The following is a 15,031-nucleotide window of genomic DNA, read 5'->3' as shown; positions in this document are numbered from 1 at the left end:
GTCCCTTGCCCCCGCTCCGCCGCCCTAAGGAGACACCTGTCGTGGCCCCGACCCCAACCCCGCGCCGCGTTGACAACGAGGCTGCCTTTGAAATCGCGGTCGAGCACAGCCTTCTCGCGCACGGCTGGGAGCGGGGGCTGGCCAACACCTACAACCACGAGCTTGGCATCGACACCTCTGAGCTCGCCGTTTTCCTCGACGCAACGCAGAACGACGCCTGGTTGCGGCTCCAAGCGGAGTACGGCGTCAGCGAAGAGGTCTCGATCCAGCGGTTTGCCAAGCGGATTGCCCAGCAGATCGACTCTCGCGGCGTACTCGATGTGCTCCGCCACGGCGTCGTCGACCAGCGGGTCAAGTTCAAGCTGGCGTACTTCCGGCCTGCGCACACTCTCGCACTCGGGGCCCTCGACAACTACAACGCCAACAGGCTCACCGTCATACGGCAGTTCCACTACTCCGCGAAGACACCGGCCAAGTCCGTCGACATGGCCTTCTTCCTAAACGGCCTGCCGCTGGCCTCCGCCGAGCTGAAGAACCACACCACCGAGCACCCGCAAACCGTCGAAGACGCGATCCGCCAATACCGCACGGACCGCGACGGGAAGGAGCTGTTTTTCGCCAAGCGCACCCTCGTACACTTCGCCATCGATCCGACGCTGGCGTTCCTCACTACCCGACTGGCCGGGACGAAGACGCGTTTCCTGCCGTTCAACATGGGTTCCGGCGGACCGGGCCGGATTGGTGGCGCGGGGAACCCCAGCCGCGCCGAGACCGACAGCACCTACCCGGTGTCATACCTGTGGGAACAGATCTGGGCGCGAGACAACTGGCTGGAACTACTTGAGCGCTTCTTGCACATCGAGGACGCACAGGCGAAGGCCGGCAAGGCCCCCTCGTACCGTCCGGGAAGCGCACACACTCAGCCGCTGATCTTCCCCCGGTTCCACCAGTGGCACGCCGTGCGACAACTCACCGCACACGCGGCTCAGCACGGCGCCGGGGAGAACTACCTGGTCCAGCACTCGGCGGGTTCTGGCAAGTCCAACACCATCGCTTGGTTGGCGCACCGGCTGTCCTCCCTGCACACCCCTGAGGATCCGGCGCATCTGGGAGCGGTTGCCCGTGCCAAGGGGTTGGGCACCAACGAGCCGGTGTTCGACAAAGTCATCGTCATCACCGACCGCCGTGTCCTGGACAAACAACTCCAAGACACCATCCATCAGTTCACCCACACCCCTGGCGTGGTGCAGCGGATCGACGAGGACTCTACCCAGCTCGCCGAGGCACTCACTGGATCCACGGCTCGTATTGTGATCACCACGCTCCAGAAGTTCCCATACGTCCTGAAGAAGGTCGGTGGGCTCGGCACCTTGCGCTACGCCGTGATCATCGACGAGGCACACTCCTCCCAGGGCGGCGACGGCTCGGCCGCGCTGAAAAAGGCCCTTGGCGCACATACCGTCGACGAGGACGGAGACCCGCTGACCGCTGAGGCCTTGGCGCGCGGCCAGCAGCCGAACATGTCGTTCTTCGCATTCACCGCCACGCCCAAAACCAAGACACTCCACCTCTTCGGCGTCCCGGTTCCCGACAGCGACGAGTACGCACCATTCCATGTGTACTCAATGCGCCAGGCCATCGAGGAAGGCTTCATCCTCGACGTCTTGGGCACGTACGCCACCTACGCCACGTACTTCAAACTGCAGCAGGCAGCGGCCGAGGAGGCCGAGCGGCAGGTCGACCCGCGCAAAGCCCGCGCCAAACTGGTGCGCGCGGCCCTGCTTTCAGACGCCTCCATGGCCTCCCGGGCAAAGATCATCATGGACCACTTCCGCTCTCACACCGCAGCCAAGCTCGGCGGGCGAGCCAAAGCCATGGTGGTCACCCCCAGCCGCGAACACGCCGTACGTCTCTACCAGGCCATACGCAGTCACATCGAGGAGCGCAGCCTGACAGACTGCGGCACGCTCGTGGCCTTTTCCGGTGCGGTCAAAGTCGACGACATCGAGTACACCGAGTCCAAGCTCAATGGCTTCCCAGAGAAGGAGCTGCCCAGCCGCTTCGACTACGTACGCGCAGATGACCCGAGCACCCCGACCGTGCCCAAACCGGAGTACCGCATCCTGGTCGTTGCCGAGAAATACCAGACCGGCTTCGACCAACCGCTGCTGACGACGATGTATGTCGACAAGCCCTTGGCCGGCGTCGCCGCCGTGCAGACCCTGTCCCGGCTGAACCGCACCCATCCGCTCAAGTCTCAGGAGGATCTATTCGTTCTAGACTTCGCAAACAAGCCCGAAGTGATCTTGGAAGCTTTCCAGAAGTACTACGAGGCGTCGCTGACCGAGATTACCGATCCCAACCTGCTCTTCGACCGGCAGGACGAGGTCATGGCCTACCAGCTGCTCGTCGAGTCCGAGATGGACGCCCTCGTCAAGGCGTACTTCGAGGCCCTCGACGGCGGCCGGGCGAGTGAGGAGCAGGTCAAGAAGGCGCACGCCAAGCTGTACCACTACACCGCTCCGGCCGTGGACCGCTTTAACGCGCTGGCTGCCCAGGAGCCGGACAAGGCCGAGGAGTTCCGGCGAGCTCTGGAGTCGTATGTCAAGGCATACGGCTGGCTGTCGCATGTAATCGGCTTCGAGAGTCCAGAGCTCGAACGGCTCTTCCAGTACGGGCGGTTCCTGCTGAGGCGGCTGCCCCGCCGGATCGGAACGGCCGCCGCCGACATAGGCGAGACGGTGCCCAGCCACATGCGGGTGCAGCAGACGGGCGCCCCGGAACTGAAGCTGGAAGCTGCCGGTGCCCAGATACTGCCCGGGCTGGTGCCGGAGGCGGCGGGCTCCGGACCCGAGGTCGAGGAACGGTCTCTCATGGAGATCATCGATGAGCTGAATGAGGAGCACGGCGCGGGACTCACCACGGCGGACCAGATCCTGCTCGGCCAGCTCGTCATGACCATTGCCGAGGACCCGGACATGCAGAAGCTTGCCCTGGCCCAAGACTCAGAGACCTACGGCCGCGAACTCGCCAAGGACATGGACGGCTTCGTCATTCGGCAGGCGCAGTCCAACGACGCTCTGATGGTCCGCTACTTCGACGACGACAACGTCAATCGCCTGTTCAAGAAGGTGGCGACGGCCCAGTCCTACAACCTCATCCGTCGCCCGGCGCGGCGGGAGGCCGACCGGCGGGCTACTGCCGAGCGCGCTGCCCAGCTCAAAAGCGGCACACACACGCGTACGGAACATCAGGCACCATAGCCTTGTCACGCATCAGTGCAGCACAGAGAAGCGGATGGGCGACGTGGGGCCGACGCAGGACGGCGTGGAGCCAGCGAGAGTGCTCGCTGGCCGCTACCGGTTCAAGGAGCCGATCGGCTCTGGCGGTATGAGCGACGTCTGGCAGGCGTACGACGAGCGGTTGGATCGGCGCGTAGCGGTCAAGCTGATGCGCGGCGCAGAATCCTCCTCTCAGTTCGCGGCCGGGCGGGCGGGACAAGATGAGGCGCTGGAGACCAGGCGTCAGCGCTTTCTGCGGGAGGTCCGCACCACCGCCGATCTCCACGACCATCCCGGAATCCCAGCGGTCTACGACACGGGCGTCGATGATCAGACCGGTCAGCTGTACATCGTCATGCAACTGCTGAAGGGACGTGAGATCTCGACCTTAATTTGGGACACGGACTACGACTACGAGCCACTACCGCTCACGTGGGCAGCAGCCATCGGTGCACAGATCGCCTCCGTCCTGGACGAGGTCCACCGGCGGGGCATCGTGCACCGAGACATCAAGCCAGCGAACCTGATGCTCACCCCCGGCGGAGTGGTCAAGGTACTCGATTTCGGTGTCGCCGCCCTCCTCGGCGCTGGGACGCACCCTCATCTCACGCAAGAGGGCATGACGGTCGGAACCCCCGCATATATCTCACCCGAGCAGTGTCTTGCCAACACAGTCAGCCCAACCGCGGACATCTACGCTCTCGCCTGTGTGCTTTACGAAATGCTCACTGGACGCACGCCCTTCACTGCCTCGGATGACCGGTCCTATCTCTGGCACCATGTGCACACCGAACCCCCGTCTGTCAGGGCACTGCGTCCCGATGTCCCAAAAGAGATCGAGCAACTACTGCTCGGCATGTTGGCGAAGGAGTCCGAGCAGCGGCCCGCCGCGCCGGCCGTTTACGAGGCACTCCTCCCTCATGCACTCAAAGGCACCCCTGCCGGCACCCTGCCACTGCTGGCATCGGATGGCCGTGACCTGGACCCTTGCCGACCGTTCACCCGGCCCTTCGGTGGTTGGAGGACCCACCTCGCCCAAGCAGACTCCTTCGCCTCTGCACAGCCTCATGCCACGAGCAGCCCACTCGCCGCTGACGAATTCGACGAGATGGTCGACCGTGCGGCGAAGTTGGCTGAAGGGGGTCAGTTCACCCAGGCTGCAGACCTGCTCAGCGACGCACTGACGCGGGCCGTACACGACACCATGGCGGAGGATTTGAGCCTATCGCTTGCCCATGTGTACTACCTGGGCGGATCCTTTCGTGATGCCGCTGCGCTCTTCGAACAGGTCGGTGCGACGCTGAGCGATCGATACGACGCCGGCGACGCGTTGGTTCAGGAGTGCCGGTACTACGCGGCGCAGTGCCGCATGGAGGTAGGCGAGTCCACGGCTGCCCTTGCCGCTTTCAGCGCCTATGTACGGCACGAGCCGGATGAACATGACGAGGGAGCTGTCGATCGGCATCTCGACGCACTCGCGCAGATCATGCGCTTGGAAGCCGGGGCTGAACGGTTCACTCAGGCGCATGCCGCCGCGGTCGTCCTCCGCGATGCGATGAGTCGCTTCCGAGGCCCTCAAGCTTCGGGGCTCGCGGAAATCGATGGCTTCCTAGCCAGGCTCCATCGGCTCACCGACTGATACGGTGCGATGCCGTCGGCATCTCCGACGGCTCGGGCGGTGCTCCGAGGCCGAGCTCTGGTCCCCACTTGCCGGTCGGCATCATCCGTACCAGCTGAGTTCATCGGCGGTCCTCAAGGCTGCCTGGCAGCAGTGTCCCTGCCGAAAATCCCATCCATGCAGGTCACGTGGCACTCTGGTACTCGTTAAGGATTCCACCGAGGCGTTGGTGTCGTCGTACGTCCAGGTGGGTGATCTCGTGGGGTTGCTGATCGGCGGGGCAGCGGAGTGCATCAGCGGGCGTGGAGATGCGTTGGTGACGTCGGCGGTGGTTGTAGAAGGCTTCGAACTGGTGCAGAGCATGGAGCAGGTGCTGCTGATTCCGGCCCCACACGCTCAGCCGCCGGCCGGACCGCGATCCATCTCGGCGTTCCGGCCTCCCCTGACATGGTTGGCGGCACCGTCAATATATCCAAGCAACACCTATGATCTTGACCGAAGTGGGATCCTTTTTCCGTGGGGCATCATTCTTTTCTACGCATCGGGAGATCCTGCTTCTTCTTCGCCAGGGACGGCTACTCCTCGGATCTCGCCGCGCTGTTCACCGAGGTGGATCGGCACCAGAACGCCGCCGGGGTTGAGACCAACTGGGACGACTTCGGGTACGGCTATCGGGCAACCGCTTTGCAGATGCGCCAACGACTACAGCTGCGGGGCTTCACCGCCGCCAGCGCACGGGCGGACCTGGAAGGGGCCGTTGCGAAGTGGCATGAGGACCCTGATCCGGAGCTTGGCCCGCCATGCACTGCGGACGAACTGATCGACGGATACCGGAAAGTTCTCACCAGCGAAGACGAGCTCGGCAGCTTTCACGAACGACATGATCTTCTTTGGCACCTTGACCACCGCAGCCTCCTAAGGCTGCTGCTCGATCTGGTCCCTGAGGAGACCTTGATCATGCTGGATCTCAGCGAGCTCACGGGATGCTGCGTGGAACTCAGCCCCCGCAACACGATCGCCAAGCAGGCCCGTGACGCACAGCTGCAAAGCGTTTCGGACAACGCCCCGCTGATTGTGCTCACCGAAGGGAGCGCCGACTCCCGCCTGCTATCCATGGCCATGGAAATCACCCATCCCCATCTCATCGGTTTCATCAACTTCATCGACTTCGGAAGAGCCCCGGCGGAGCCCAGTGCCAGCGCACTCGCCAGAACGGCCTATTCGTTCATCGCTGCGGGCGTCGCGAACCGGTTCGTGGCCATCGCTGACAACGACGCCGCAGCACACACAGCCCTGGACAAGATCAAGAAGGACAAGGCGCTCCCAGATACCTGCCGGATTCGGCACTACCCCGATCTTGACCTCCTGCGGAATTACCCCACCCTGGGGCCTTACTCGCAAACGACGATGCTGGCCGATGTGAACGGCCGTGCAGGTGCCCTGGAGATGTACCTCGGGCGTGATGTGCTCACCATTGATGGGGAGCTTGCTCCGGTTGAGTGGAACAACTACGAACACAAGGTGGGCAAGTACCACGGCGTCCTCAGCAAGCAGGACAAACAAAGAGTTCAAGCTGCGTTCGAGGCTAAGGTCGAATCCGCACGCCAGCAGCTCGACACATCGGCAATGGACTGGAGCGGCGTCCACGCCATCATCGAGACCATCGTCCACGCCTTCGACTGACGTGAATGGGTGAGGTGCCCCAGGTTCACCGGTGGCCCAGTCGATGTGAGACGGGCGGTTCAGCCGGTACCGTCTCAGCACTGCGTGCACCGTGGAGGCTGGCGTGCTCAGGCGCCCGGCGATCTGGACCGGTCCAAGCCGCTGCCTCCACCGCAGGTGCGCGATCGGCAGCTCTTGCGACTCGTCTCGGTATTTCATGCATAAGAGACGTTATGCCTGGAAGGTTGCTGGCCACAGGCGACTCCGGAGGAGACATTAAGTGTGTTCCGAGCGGCGCAATATCCTTGCAGTTATAAAATATTCGAGTGTATTTTTATAAAGGAAAGCGAGTTGGTTGGGTCGGACGACTCAACCAACTCGCTCCGGGGAAGCTGGCGCTAAGCGCCAGCGCTCAGGTCATATAGATAAGCGATCCTTCGGCTGCGTTCGGCGCTGCTATAACATTTTCCGTTGCGCCGGAGGCGCTGTGTACATGGCCGGGCGCCAGACTCCACGGCGCGCAAAGCGCTATGCTGGCAACGAGTAGCCAGTTCTTCATTGGTTATTGGACTCTCTACCCTGTTGGGGGGCCGGTAGCAGTGCTGTCGAGGACATGATACCGGAGGGTCTTCAGTTGACTAGTGGTGGGCGACATGGCGGGACCGTACAGGTGTCTACCTTTGTATGGGTTTGTCCATGCTCGACAAATATGCCCGAATTCTCTGTGTATCCGGCAGATCCAGCCGTCTAAATATCCGCAAAGCGTGCTTCCAGTGTTTCCTGGCTTCGTTCTTCTCGCCGGCGCCTAGGCATGCGTAGCCCATGTCTTCGTGCCCCATGGCGCGTTCGAACGGTACCTTCAGGGCGTCGGCGAGTCTGAGTGAGCGTCGGAGGTACGCCATTGCGGCGGTGTGCCGTCCGGAGCGTAGTAACACCTCGCCAGCGCACCGAAGCGCCCGTGTCTCCTCGTGTCGCTCGCCTATTTCCTGGGCTATGGCGATTCCTCGCTCGGCGTGAGCGAGCGCTTCGTCGAGTTGGCCCATGGCGACGAAGGTTGAGGCGATTCCGATAAGGGTTTCACTCTCGCTTCTTCTATCGCCGATATCCCGAAAGGCGTGCAGAGCGGCTCGGTAGCCAGCGAGGGCTTCGTCGTAGCGCTCAGTAAGTCGGTACACATCGGCCATGTTGTTCTGCCAGATGGCCTCATGTTGCCGTCCCAGCTCTGGTCCTGATGCGGCTTGCTGGAAACATTCCAGGGCCGAGTCGACCTGTCCGAGGATAATCTGGAGATGCCCCATGTTGTTGAGGGCCATTCGTCGCCCGTAGAGATCCCCGATGGTAGAATAGATCGCCAATGCCTTTCTTCGTGTCTCTATCGCATCACGATACCGGCCGAGGTGATCGAGAAAGATAGCGGTGTGGTCCAGGCAACGCGCTTGTCCTTGCTGATCACTCAACGAGCAGTAGATGGTCAGCGCCCTCTGAGAGTAGGCAATGGCATGCTCGAGTCGTGCTTGTTGCCAATGGATGAGGCTGAGGTGATCGCATATTGCAGCCTCGCGACGACGATTTCCTAAAGAACGGTACGTCTCTAGGGACTCGCTTGCACATTCCGCCGCGGCAAGGTACTCGCCACGGCGGAACTGAACCAGACTTAGATCTGCCAGTGCTTCTGCAGTCTTTTCCTGATCCTCCTTCTCTCGCCACACGGCGACGGCCTGCTCGTGAAGTGATATGGCAATCTCCCAATGTCCGCCGCTTTCCAGACGCTCGGCGAGAGCGGAAGAGAGTTGTGCAGCGTGTGTCGTCCAGCCGTGGGCCGCAGCATGATTCGTGACCGCGAGCAAATTCGGTAGCTCGGATTCCAGCCATTCTCGCGCATCGTCTGAGTTTCTCGGCAGCAACGCGGATTTCGGAACGTTTGTTTCAGTGTCGATGCGATGACGGTGGGGGTACAAGATGCGGTCGGCGTGCTCGGCTGTGTGTAGGAAGTAGTCGATAATCCGTTGGATGGCTACCTGGCGATTAGCCTCGGTTTCATCGCGTTCTGCGAGGTGGCGGGCGTAGTCTCGAATTAGGTTATGAAATTGGAAGTGGCCGGTAATCGTTTCCTCGATTAGGTGTCGGTCTTGTAGATCTTCCAATAATCGTTCCGCTGAAATCCGATCTGCGCTGATCGCGGCTGCCGCGATGTCTGGGGTCAGATGGGGGCCAGGGTGGAGGCCGAGCAGTCGGAATGCCGTTTGAAGGTCTGGTTCGAGTTCGCGGAAGGAGCCTTCGAATGCGGCAGTGATCTCGCGGTTCTCTGCTCTGATCTCGGCGAGCCGTTGGTTATCTTGGGCGAGTCTGCGGGCCAGATCCGCGATGCTCCATGCCGGGCGGTGCCGGAACCGGTTGGCGACAAGCTGGATGGCCATCGGTAGATGACCACAGATTCGTACGATGGCATCGACGTCGTGGTCGTTCATCGACCGGCCTGGTCCGACGATATGGGTGAACAAGCTCGCAGCGTCTGCAGGTGAGAGTACGTCCAGTGACCGCGATCGTACGTCGTCAAGCCCGGCGAGGCGGTGTCGGCTCGTCACGATCGCCAAGCAGCCTAGAGCGCCGGGAAGCAGCGGCCGGACTTGTTCGTGGCTTGCGGCATCGTCGAGAACGAGTAACACGCGGCGGCCGGACAGCTCCGTCCGCCAGAGCTCGGCGCGATCGTCAACGCTGGCCGGGATGCGTCGGTGAGAGACCCCGAGCATTCGCAAGAGTCTGTCCAACGCTGCACTGGCGTCCAATGCGGGACGGCGGGCATCGTCATACGTTCGCAGATCGAGAAAGAACTGTCCGTCAGGGTATTGGGAGGCGAGGAGGTGAGCTAGGTGGATGCTCAGGGCAGTCTTCCCGACCCCCGGCATGCCGTCGATAGCCAGCACTGTCGCCGGTCGCGCCGTGTCCGTATCGGATCCGCTCGAAGAGAGTACGGCGGCGGATAGCTCCTCAATATCGGCCCGCCGGCCGACCACGAATCGAAGATCGAATGGGAGACTGCTGCGTGGACGCAGATCCGTCGGTTGGCTTCGCGGTGTGGCCAGTAAAGAGCGGTCACCGTGCAGGATACGTTCATGCAGTTCGCGAAGCTCTGCGGTGATGTCCGTGCCATATTCTTCGTTCATCCGATGGGTCGCTTGATGGTAGACCTCAAGGGCCTCTGCCTGCCGACCGGACCGATAAAGCGCCACGAGGAGATGGCCGATGAGCCGCTCGTGCAATGGGTGGGCTTGGACTAGACTATGAAGCTCACTAATGAGCTCAGTGTGGCTGCCGAGGCGTAGCTCGATTTCTATGCGTTCGAGCGTCGCGCCTAACAGTTCGTCGTTGATCTTCGCCCGAGTCCGCTCAGCCCAGTCACCACTGAGGTTCGCCAACGGCTCACCCATACGCAGGCTCGCCGCCTCTCGAAGCAACTGAAGCGCGTACTCATCCTCGCCGCTGTCCGTCATCGCCCGTGCCTGCCTCTGTAAAAGCTTGAAACGGTGATAGTCCACGGTCTCCGGCTCGACCTGAAGCGAATACCCGCTGGTCCGCGATGTTGTGAGTACCACATCGTCGCTGATCATTTGCAGACGATGTCGCAGGCGTGACAGGTAGGTGTAGAGGTTATCCCGTGCCCGCTGGTGCTGATCGTTGCCCCAGATACAGTCGATCAGCACTTGGGCGGGTATCACCTGCCCCGGATTCAGAAGGAAGATCGAGAGCAGGCAGCGCTCTTTCGCCGTCCCGATGTTGTGCTGCGTCCCCCCGGATCGAAGCTCGACAGGGCCTAGAATGACGAATCTCATCGGTGCCTTCATGATCACCCTTATGTCGACCTAATCGTTCCCCGCCTGAGCTGAACTACGAGGACTCAAGGTCAAATGATGCTGGCCGGTATGGGCCGGTGAGGAAGATCGGCCGGACCCCTCAAGCTTTCGTCAAGGTATATGTCGAGGTGCTTATCAAGGTCAGTGGCGCAGTCTCGAGGTGCCGAGGTTATCGGTCAGGTCCGGTAACGGGAACGGTCGTCTTAAAGACCACAAGGGGGCTCGGGTACGACGATGTCCGATCTTCTGGCAGGCCTTCCGGCTGCCACTCTCGAACGAAGATTCGCATTGGTTCGTGCTAGCCGCGATGGCCTCGCGGAGCATTCTCGGTGCCGGGGCGTGACTACGTCCGCGGGCGCCACGTCGACGGTAGTGGCACGGGGTCTCGCTGGGGGACATCATGACGGGCTGTGAACAGTGGGCCCGGGGGCCGTTCGGATTTGATCTGGACCAGGGCGCGACAATCCGGCCGGAGCGCCGCGTACTCGTGGTCGCTCATCACGTAACTTCGGGCACACGTCTTGCCGACGTGATGCCTCTGCTGGAGAGCGATCGGAGGATTCAGGTTGCCTACACGGCGGCGCCGCGTTCGATCTTCGACGGGGGGTTGGGGGAGTACCTGAGGGGACTAGGCGGTTTGGTATTGCCGTGGCACCAAGCAACCCGAACGTCGTTCGACCTCGCTGTTGCGGCGGCCGACGGCATGTTGGAACACCTACATGCCCCGGTCATGACACTGCAGCACGGCGCGGGCCCGAGCAAGCTGCTGATCCGCGCCGTGGGGTCGGGTCCACATGCGTCTCGGCCGGTCGCCGGCATGATGCGGGAGCGGCTGATCGTAGGAGGACGTGTCGTTCCATCCGCGATCGTTCTAGCGCACACGCGGCACCTGCAGGTGCTCGAGCGCGAGTGCCCTGAGGCACTGCCGGTCGCAATCGTCGGCGGCGATCCTTGTCTGGATCGGCTGGTGGCCAGCAAGGGCCTACGCGAGGCCTACCGAAGGGCGCTCGGGGTTCACCCAGGCCAAAAACTCGTATTCATCACATCCACCTGCCGCGAGCAGTCCCTGCTGGGTGAACATCTCGGTCTGCTATCACGGGCCCCAGCCGAGCTGCCGCGTGAATACCGGGTCGCCGCCGCGTTGCACCCTAATGTCTGGGCCTTCCACGGGCGAAGACAAGTGATCTCATGGCTAGACGAGGCTCTGCGCCACGGGCTGAGACTACTGCCGCCAGAGGAGGGATACAGGGCCGCTCTGATCGCTGCAGACTGGATCATCGGAGATCACGGTTCGGCGACCTACTACGGCGCGGCTATCGGAGTTCCAACGCTGCTTGCGGCCTTCCCAGAAGATGACGTCGTTCCTGGCTCGCACGTTGCCCGCCTCGGCGCTATCGCTCCCCGGCTCGACCCTGAACAACCTCTCCTACCTCAACTCGAGAAGACCGTGCATGCCTACAACAAAGAGACCTACGCCGCACTGAGAAACGCCATCAGCTCCCGGCCCGGCGGCTCGGCACTTATTTTGCGGCGGGAAATGTATCGGCTGATGCGTCTGCCGGAACCAGAGCGGCCGCCGCGAATCGAGCCGCTGCCACCCCCACGTCCCATCCAGCGTGGCATCGGGTGGGCCGCCTAATGGCCCTTACCTCGATCGTGCGGGCATGGTACCTGCCCGCACGATCATCTTCCGCGCCGCACATGAGGGCATCAGGATCCGCGTCCGCTGAAGTAGCACGTGCACTCGAACGCCACCACGCGGCTATCGTCGACCTAAGGCCTCGCACACTGCGGCCTGAGAACATGAGGTTCCTGCTGCATCGCATACTGGTCCCGAGCGGCGACCGAGCGGGCACCCACTCCGACATGCGAGTTCACCCCTCGCCACGCCACGACCGGCCCGTATGGCCCAAGCCGGCCGACGAGCACCTGTTGGCGGGAGCCGACGAGACGGACTCGTCCTGGCTGATGGCTTCTGATGTAATCCTGAGTTCACAGGTAGACCCGCATCCGCACGCAATCTTCGACGTATTCGCACGTTTCCCTGGCTGTCTCGTAGCCGCGCTGACAGTCAACGAACCAGTAACGGGTGAGACAGTATCGTCCTGCCGCTGGCCGAAATGCCGGCCCAGCGCCGCAACGCGTCCACCTGACCGCAAGTTCATACGGGCCCCTAAGGCCCCTGAACCGACCAGCGCCTGGCCGCAGCTCCGAGAAGGCGTAGGCGCCATCATCGGGACCAGGTACGGGAATGTCGCCAAGCTCGAACCGCTGTTCGCGGGCGCGTGGAGAGAGGAAGATCTCTGGCGCTACACCTCAGCGGTACATGCATGGCTGGCCGCAGGCGAGTCGTTCATGGCCCTCCACCACGCGGCCCTCACCGTCTGCTCTGCGGGCCGTGGCACGGAACGTGGCGTACGGGTAGCCATGGCCGATCCAGGGCAGGAGTGGTTCCCCATGTGGGAGGTGCGGGAGGCGGGAGCCTGATCACCCTCGAGACGAGTCAGCGTGACGGTGTGGCGTCCGGATCGTTTGTCGATGTTGAGATCGAGTCGAGCCGACGCCTGATCTCTTCCGCCTGCGCCACACCGAGCTCATCGAATATCTCCACCGCCCGATCGAGGTGCGAGCGTTCGGTCTCCTGATCGCCTCGCCGTGCCGCGAGATCTGCGAGGGTGACGTGCACTGCGGCCTCCTCATGCCGAGCTCCGGTCTGCCCAGCGATGCCCAGCGCTGAACCCAGCGCATCTTCCGCTCTATCGAAGCTGTTGGCGTGCAGATAAGCGTTGCCGAGCCGGGTGAGAGTACGAGCCTCGTGATACGGCTCATGGTGTTCGGCAAAGAAACTCAGCGCGTGAGCGAACTCCTCGATGGCCGCGGCGTACCGGCCGGCCTGGGCATGCGCGTCTCCCAAATGCCGGCGCATCATCGCGACCCCCCGAGGGTGATCCACCTGCTCATCGATCGCGCGAGCCCGCGCGAAGTACGCGATGGCTGGCTCCGGGTGATTGGTTCGCAGTGCGGCGATGCCGAGGTACTCCAGCGCGGAAGCCTGCCCGAGCAAGTGGCCGGTCTCTTCGTCGATGCGCAGGGCCTCGGCGCACTCACGCACGGCGGCTTCGTAGTCGCCGAGGCTCAGATGCGCATAGCCGAGGGAAACGAGCATCCGCGCCTCGGCCTTCTGATTCCGGCAAGCACGTGCCGCATCGAGGCCGATCTGATGCGTTCGAAGCCAAAGGTTGTAATGCTTGTGTAGTAGGAATAGCGGCCACATTGCCTCGCAGATCTGCCAAGCCGCATCGTGGATACCATGCTGGTACGCGTGCTCAATCAGCGCGGCTAGATTAGCTCGCTCCGCCTCGAGCCACTCCAGCGCAGCCTCACCACCCTGGAACACCGCGACCCGACGGAGACGCTCACGGTGTCCCGCAGAATAGTACGTGCCGAGACGCCATCGTCCAGGCAGCACCGTCAGGTCGGCGACTGCCGACATAGCCAGATACCAGTCGAAGAGCCGCTCGATGGCCCCCTGACGTTCTCGCAGGGATCCCTCCTCATGGGCTCTGTCACGCGCGTGCAGCCGCACTAGGTCATGAAAGCCGTACCGCTCGTGTCCTGTTTCCTGGAGCAGGTTGGCGCCGACGAGCGTATCCAGATGGTCCGCCGCCGTCTCCTCCTCGACATCCGATATCGCTGCCGCGAGAGGCACGCCGAAATCGGTTCCGGGAACCAGCCCCAGCATGCGGTACATGCGGCGTACACCCTCATCCTCAAGGGCGCGATAGGAGGCGTTGAACACTGCCTGAACAGACATATCACCCTCTTCCGTACGTAGCGCAGAGAGCCTGCGTGTCTCATCGGACAACTCCCGAACGGCACGTGCGATCGGCCACCTGTGCCGTACAGCCAGGCGAGCCCCCGAGGCACATAGCGCCAGCGGCAGCCGGCCGCATAGGGCTGCGAGTGAAGTGGCATGATCAGGCTCAGACCTAACCCGCTCTGCACCGATCATGCCTTCCAGCAGTTCGAGCGCACCTGCATCGTCGAGCGGGCGCACATCCAAGAAAACAGCGCCATCCGTGACCAGCCCGGACAGCCGGCCCCGCGTGGTCACGACGACCAGTGCGGACCCGGAGCCAGGAAGCAAAGGGCGCACCTGAGCCGCCGATACGGCATTATCCAAAAATACGATTAATCTGCGGTTGGCCGTCAAAGAACGGAACAGCGCTGCCTGCTCCTCTACGTCCGTCGGCATATTATCTGCATTAACCCCAAGCCCACGCAGGAAGCGTTCGAGCGGCTCGCTAACCGCCATGGGTCTATCCCCGGAAAACCCTCGCAGGTCCACGAACAATTGTCCCGCGTCGTACTTATCGCGAATCTGATGGAGCCATTGCAACACTAGTGTCGTCTTCCCGACTCCGCCAGGCCCTGTGACCACGATTATCTGGAGCGCCTGGGAGGACGCAGAGGAATCAGCGAGTTCTTGTAGTCGGTTCAACTCGGCTCTGCGATTCGCGAAAAATCCCGAAGACGGCAGCTGGACGGGCACCGGCTGTGGCGTCGACGTGGTCATAGTGATCCGGAGCCCCCCTGGATTTGCCTGGTGTGTACGCATG

At 62.5% G+C, this 15,031-nt stretch carries 6 protein-coding genes and 1 pseudogene; 4 read left to right on the top strand and 3 right to left on the bottom strand.

The window, feature by feature from the left end:
• The first annotated feature begins 41 nt into the window (after positions 1 to 41).
• The 3 genes from QSK37_RS43985 to QSK37_RS43975 all read left to right on the top strand — a co-directional run bounded on the left by QSK37_RS43985 (position 42) and on the right by QSK37_RS43975 (position 6,582).
• A complete protein-coding gene (locus QSK37_RS43985) occupies positions 42 to 3,263 on the top strand; it encodes a type I restriction endonuclease subunit R (protein WP_285633722.1) in 3,222 nt (1,073 codons plus the stop codon).
• Between the two features lie 34 nt (positions 3,264 to 3,297).
• The gene (locus QSK37_RS43980) at positions 3,298 to 4,920 is read left to right on the top strand and encodes a serine/threonine-protein kinase (RefSeq protein WP_285633719.1); all 1,623 of its coding nucleotides are present in this window, start codon (positions 3,298 to 3,300) and stop codon (positions 4,918 to 4,920) included.
• Positions 4,921 to 5,415: 495 nt separating this feature from the next.
• Positions 5,416 to 6,582, top strand: a complete 1,167-nt coding sequence (locus QSK37_RS43975) for a HEPN/Toprim-associated domain-containing protein (RefSeq protein WP_285633716.1) — start codon at positions 5,416 to 5,418, stop codon at positions 6,580 to 6,582.
• A gap of 21 nt (positions 6,583 to 6,603) precedes the next feature.
• Here the strand turns inward: QSK37_RS43975 and QSK37_RS43970 are convergent.
• Both QSK37_RS43970 and QSK37_RS43965 read right to left on the bottom strand, forming a co-directional pair.
• Positions 6,604 to 6,747, bottom strand: a pseudogene (locus QSK37_RS43970) (IS481 family transposase); the annotation flags it as partial.
• Between the two features lie 488 nt (positions 6,748 to 7,235).
• Positions 7,236 to 10,403: an AfsR/SARP family transcriptional regulator gene (locus tag QSK37_RS43965; protein ID WP_285633713.1), complete on the bottom strand. Its 3,168-nt coding sequence runs from the start codon at positions 10,401 to 10,403 to the stop codon at positions 7,236 to 7,238.
• A gap of 409 nt (positions 10,404 to 10,812) precedes the next feature.
• Here QSK37_RS43965 and QSK37_RS43960 point away from each other — a divergent pair, with 409 nt between their 5' ends.
• Positions 10,813 to 12,051 carry a hypothetical protein gene (locus QSK37_RS43960; protein ID WP_285633710.1) on the top strand — a complete coding sequence of 413 codons (1,239 nt, stop codon included), beginning with the start codon at positions 10,813 to 10,815 and terminating at the stop codon, positions 12,049 to 12,051.
• Between the two features lie 864 nt (positions 12,052 to 12,915).
• Here QSK37_RS43960 and QSK37_RS43955 read toward each other — a convergent pair.
• Entirely contained in the window at positions 12,916 to 14,988 is a 2,073-nt protein-coding gene (locus QSK37_RS43955; RefSeq protein WP_285633708.1) for a tetratricopeptide repeat protein, read from the bottom strand.
• Positions 14,989 to 15,031 lie beyond the last annotated feature (43 nt).

This window comes from Actinoallomurus iriomotensis (assembly GCF_030269445.1).
GTDB lineage: Bacteria > Actinomycetota > Actinomycetes > Streptosporangiales > Streptosporangiaceae > Actinoallomurus > Actinoallomurus iriomotensis.
This window is presented reverse-complemented; position numbering and strand designations above follow the sequence as displayed.

Coding starts and splice junctions, on each gene's coding strand:
- QSK37_RS43980 (WP_285633719.1), top strand. CDS start 3,298: ATGGGCGACGTGGGGCCGACGCAGGACGGCGTGGAGCCAGCGAGAGTG.
- QSK37_RS43965 (WP_285633713.1), bottom strand. CDS start 10,403: ATGAAGGCACCGATGAGATTCGTCATTCTAGGCCCTGTCGAGCTTCGA.
- QSK37_RS43960 (WP_285633710.1), top strand. CDS start 10,813: ATGACGGGCTGTGAACAGTGGGCCCGGGGGCCGTTCGGATTTGATCTG.
- QSK37_RS43955 (WP_285633708.1), bottom strand. CDS start 14,988: ATGACCACGTCGACGCCACAGCCGGTGCCCGTCCAGCTGCCGTCTTCG.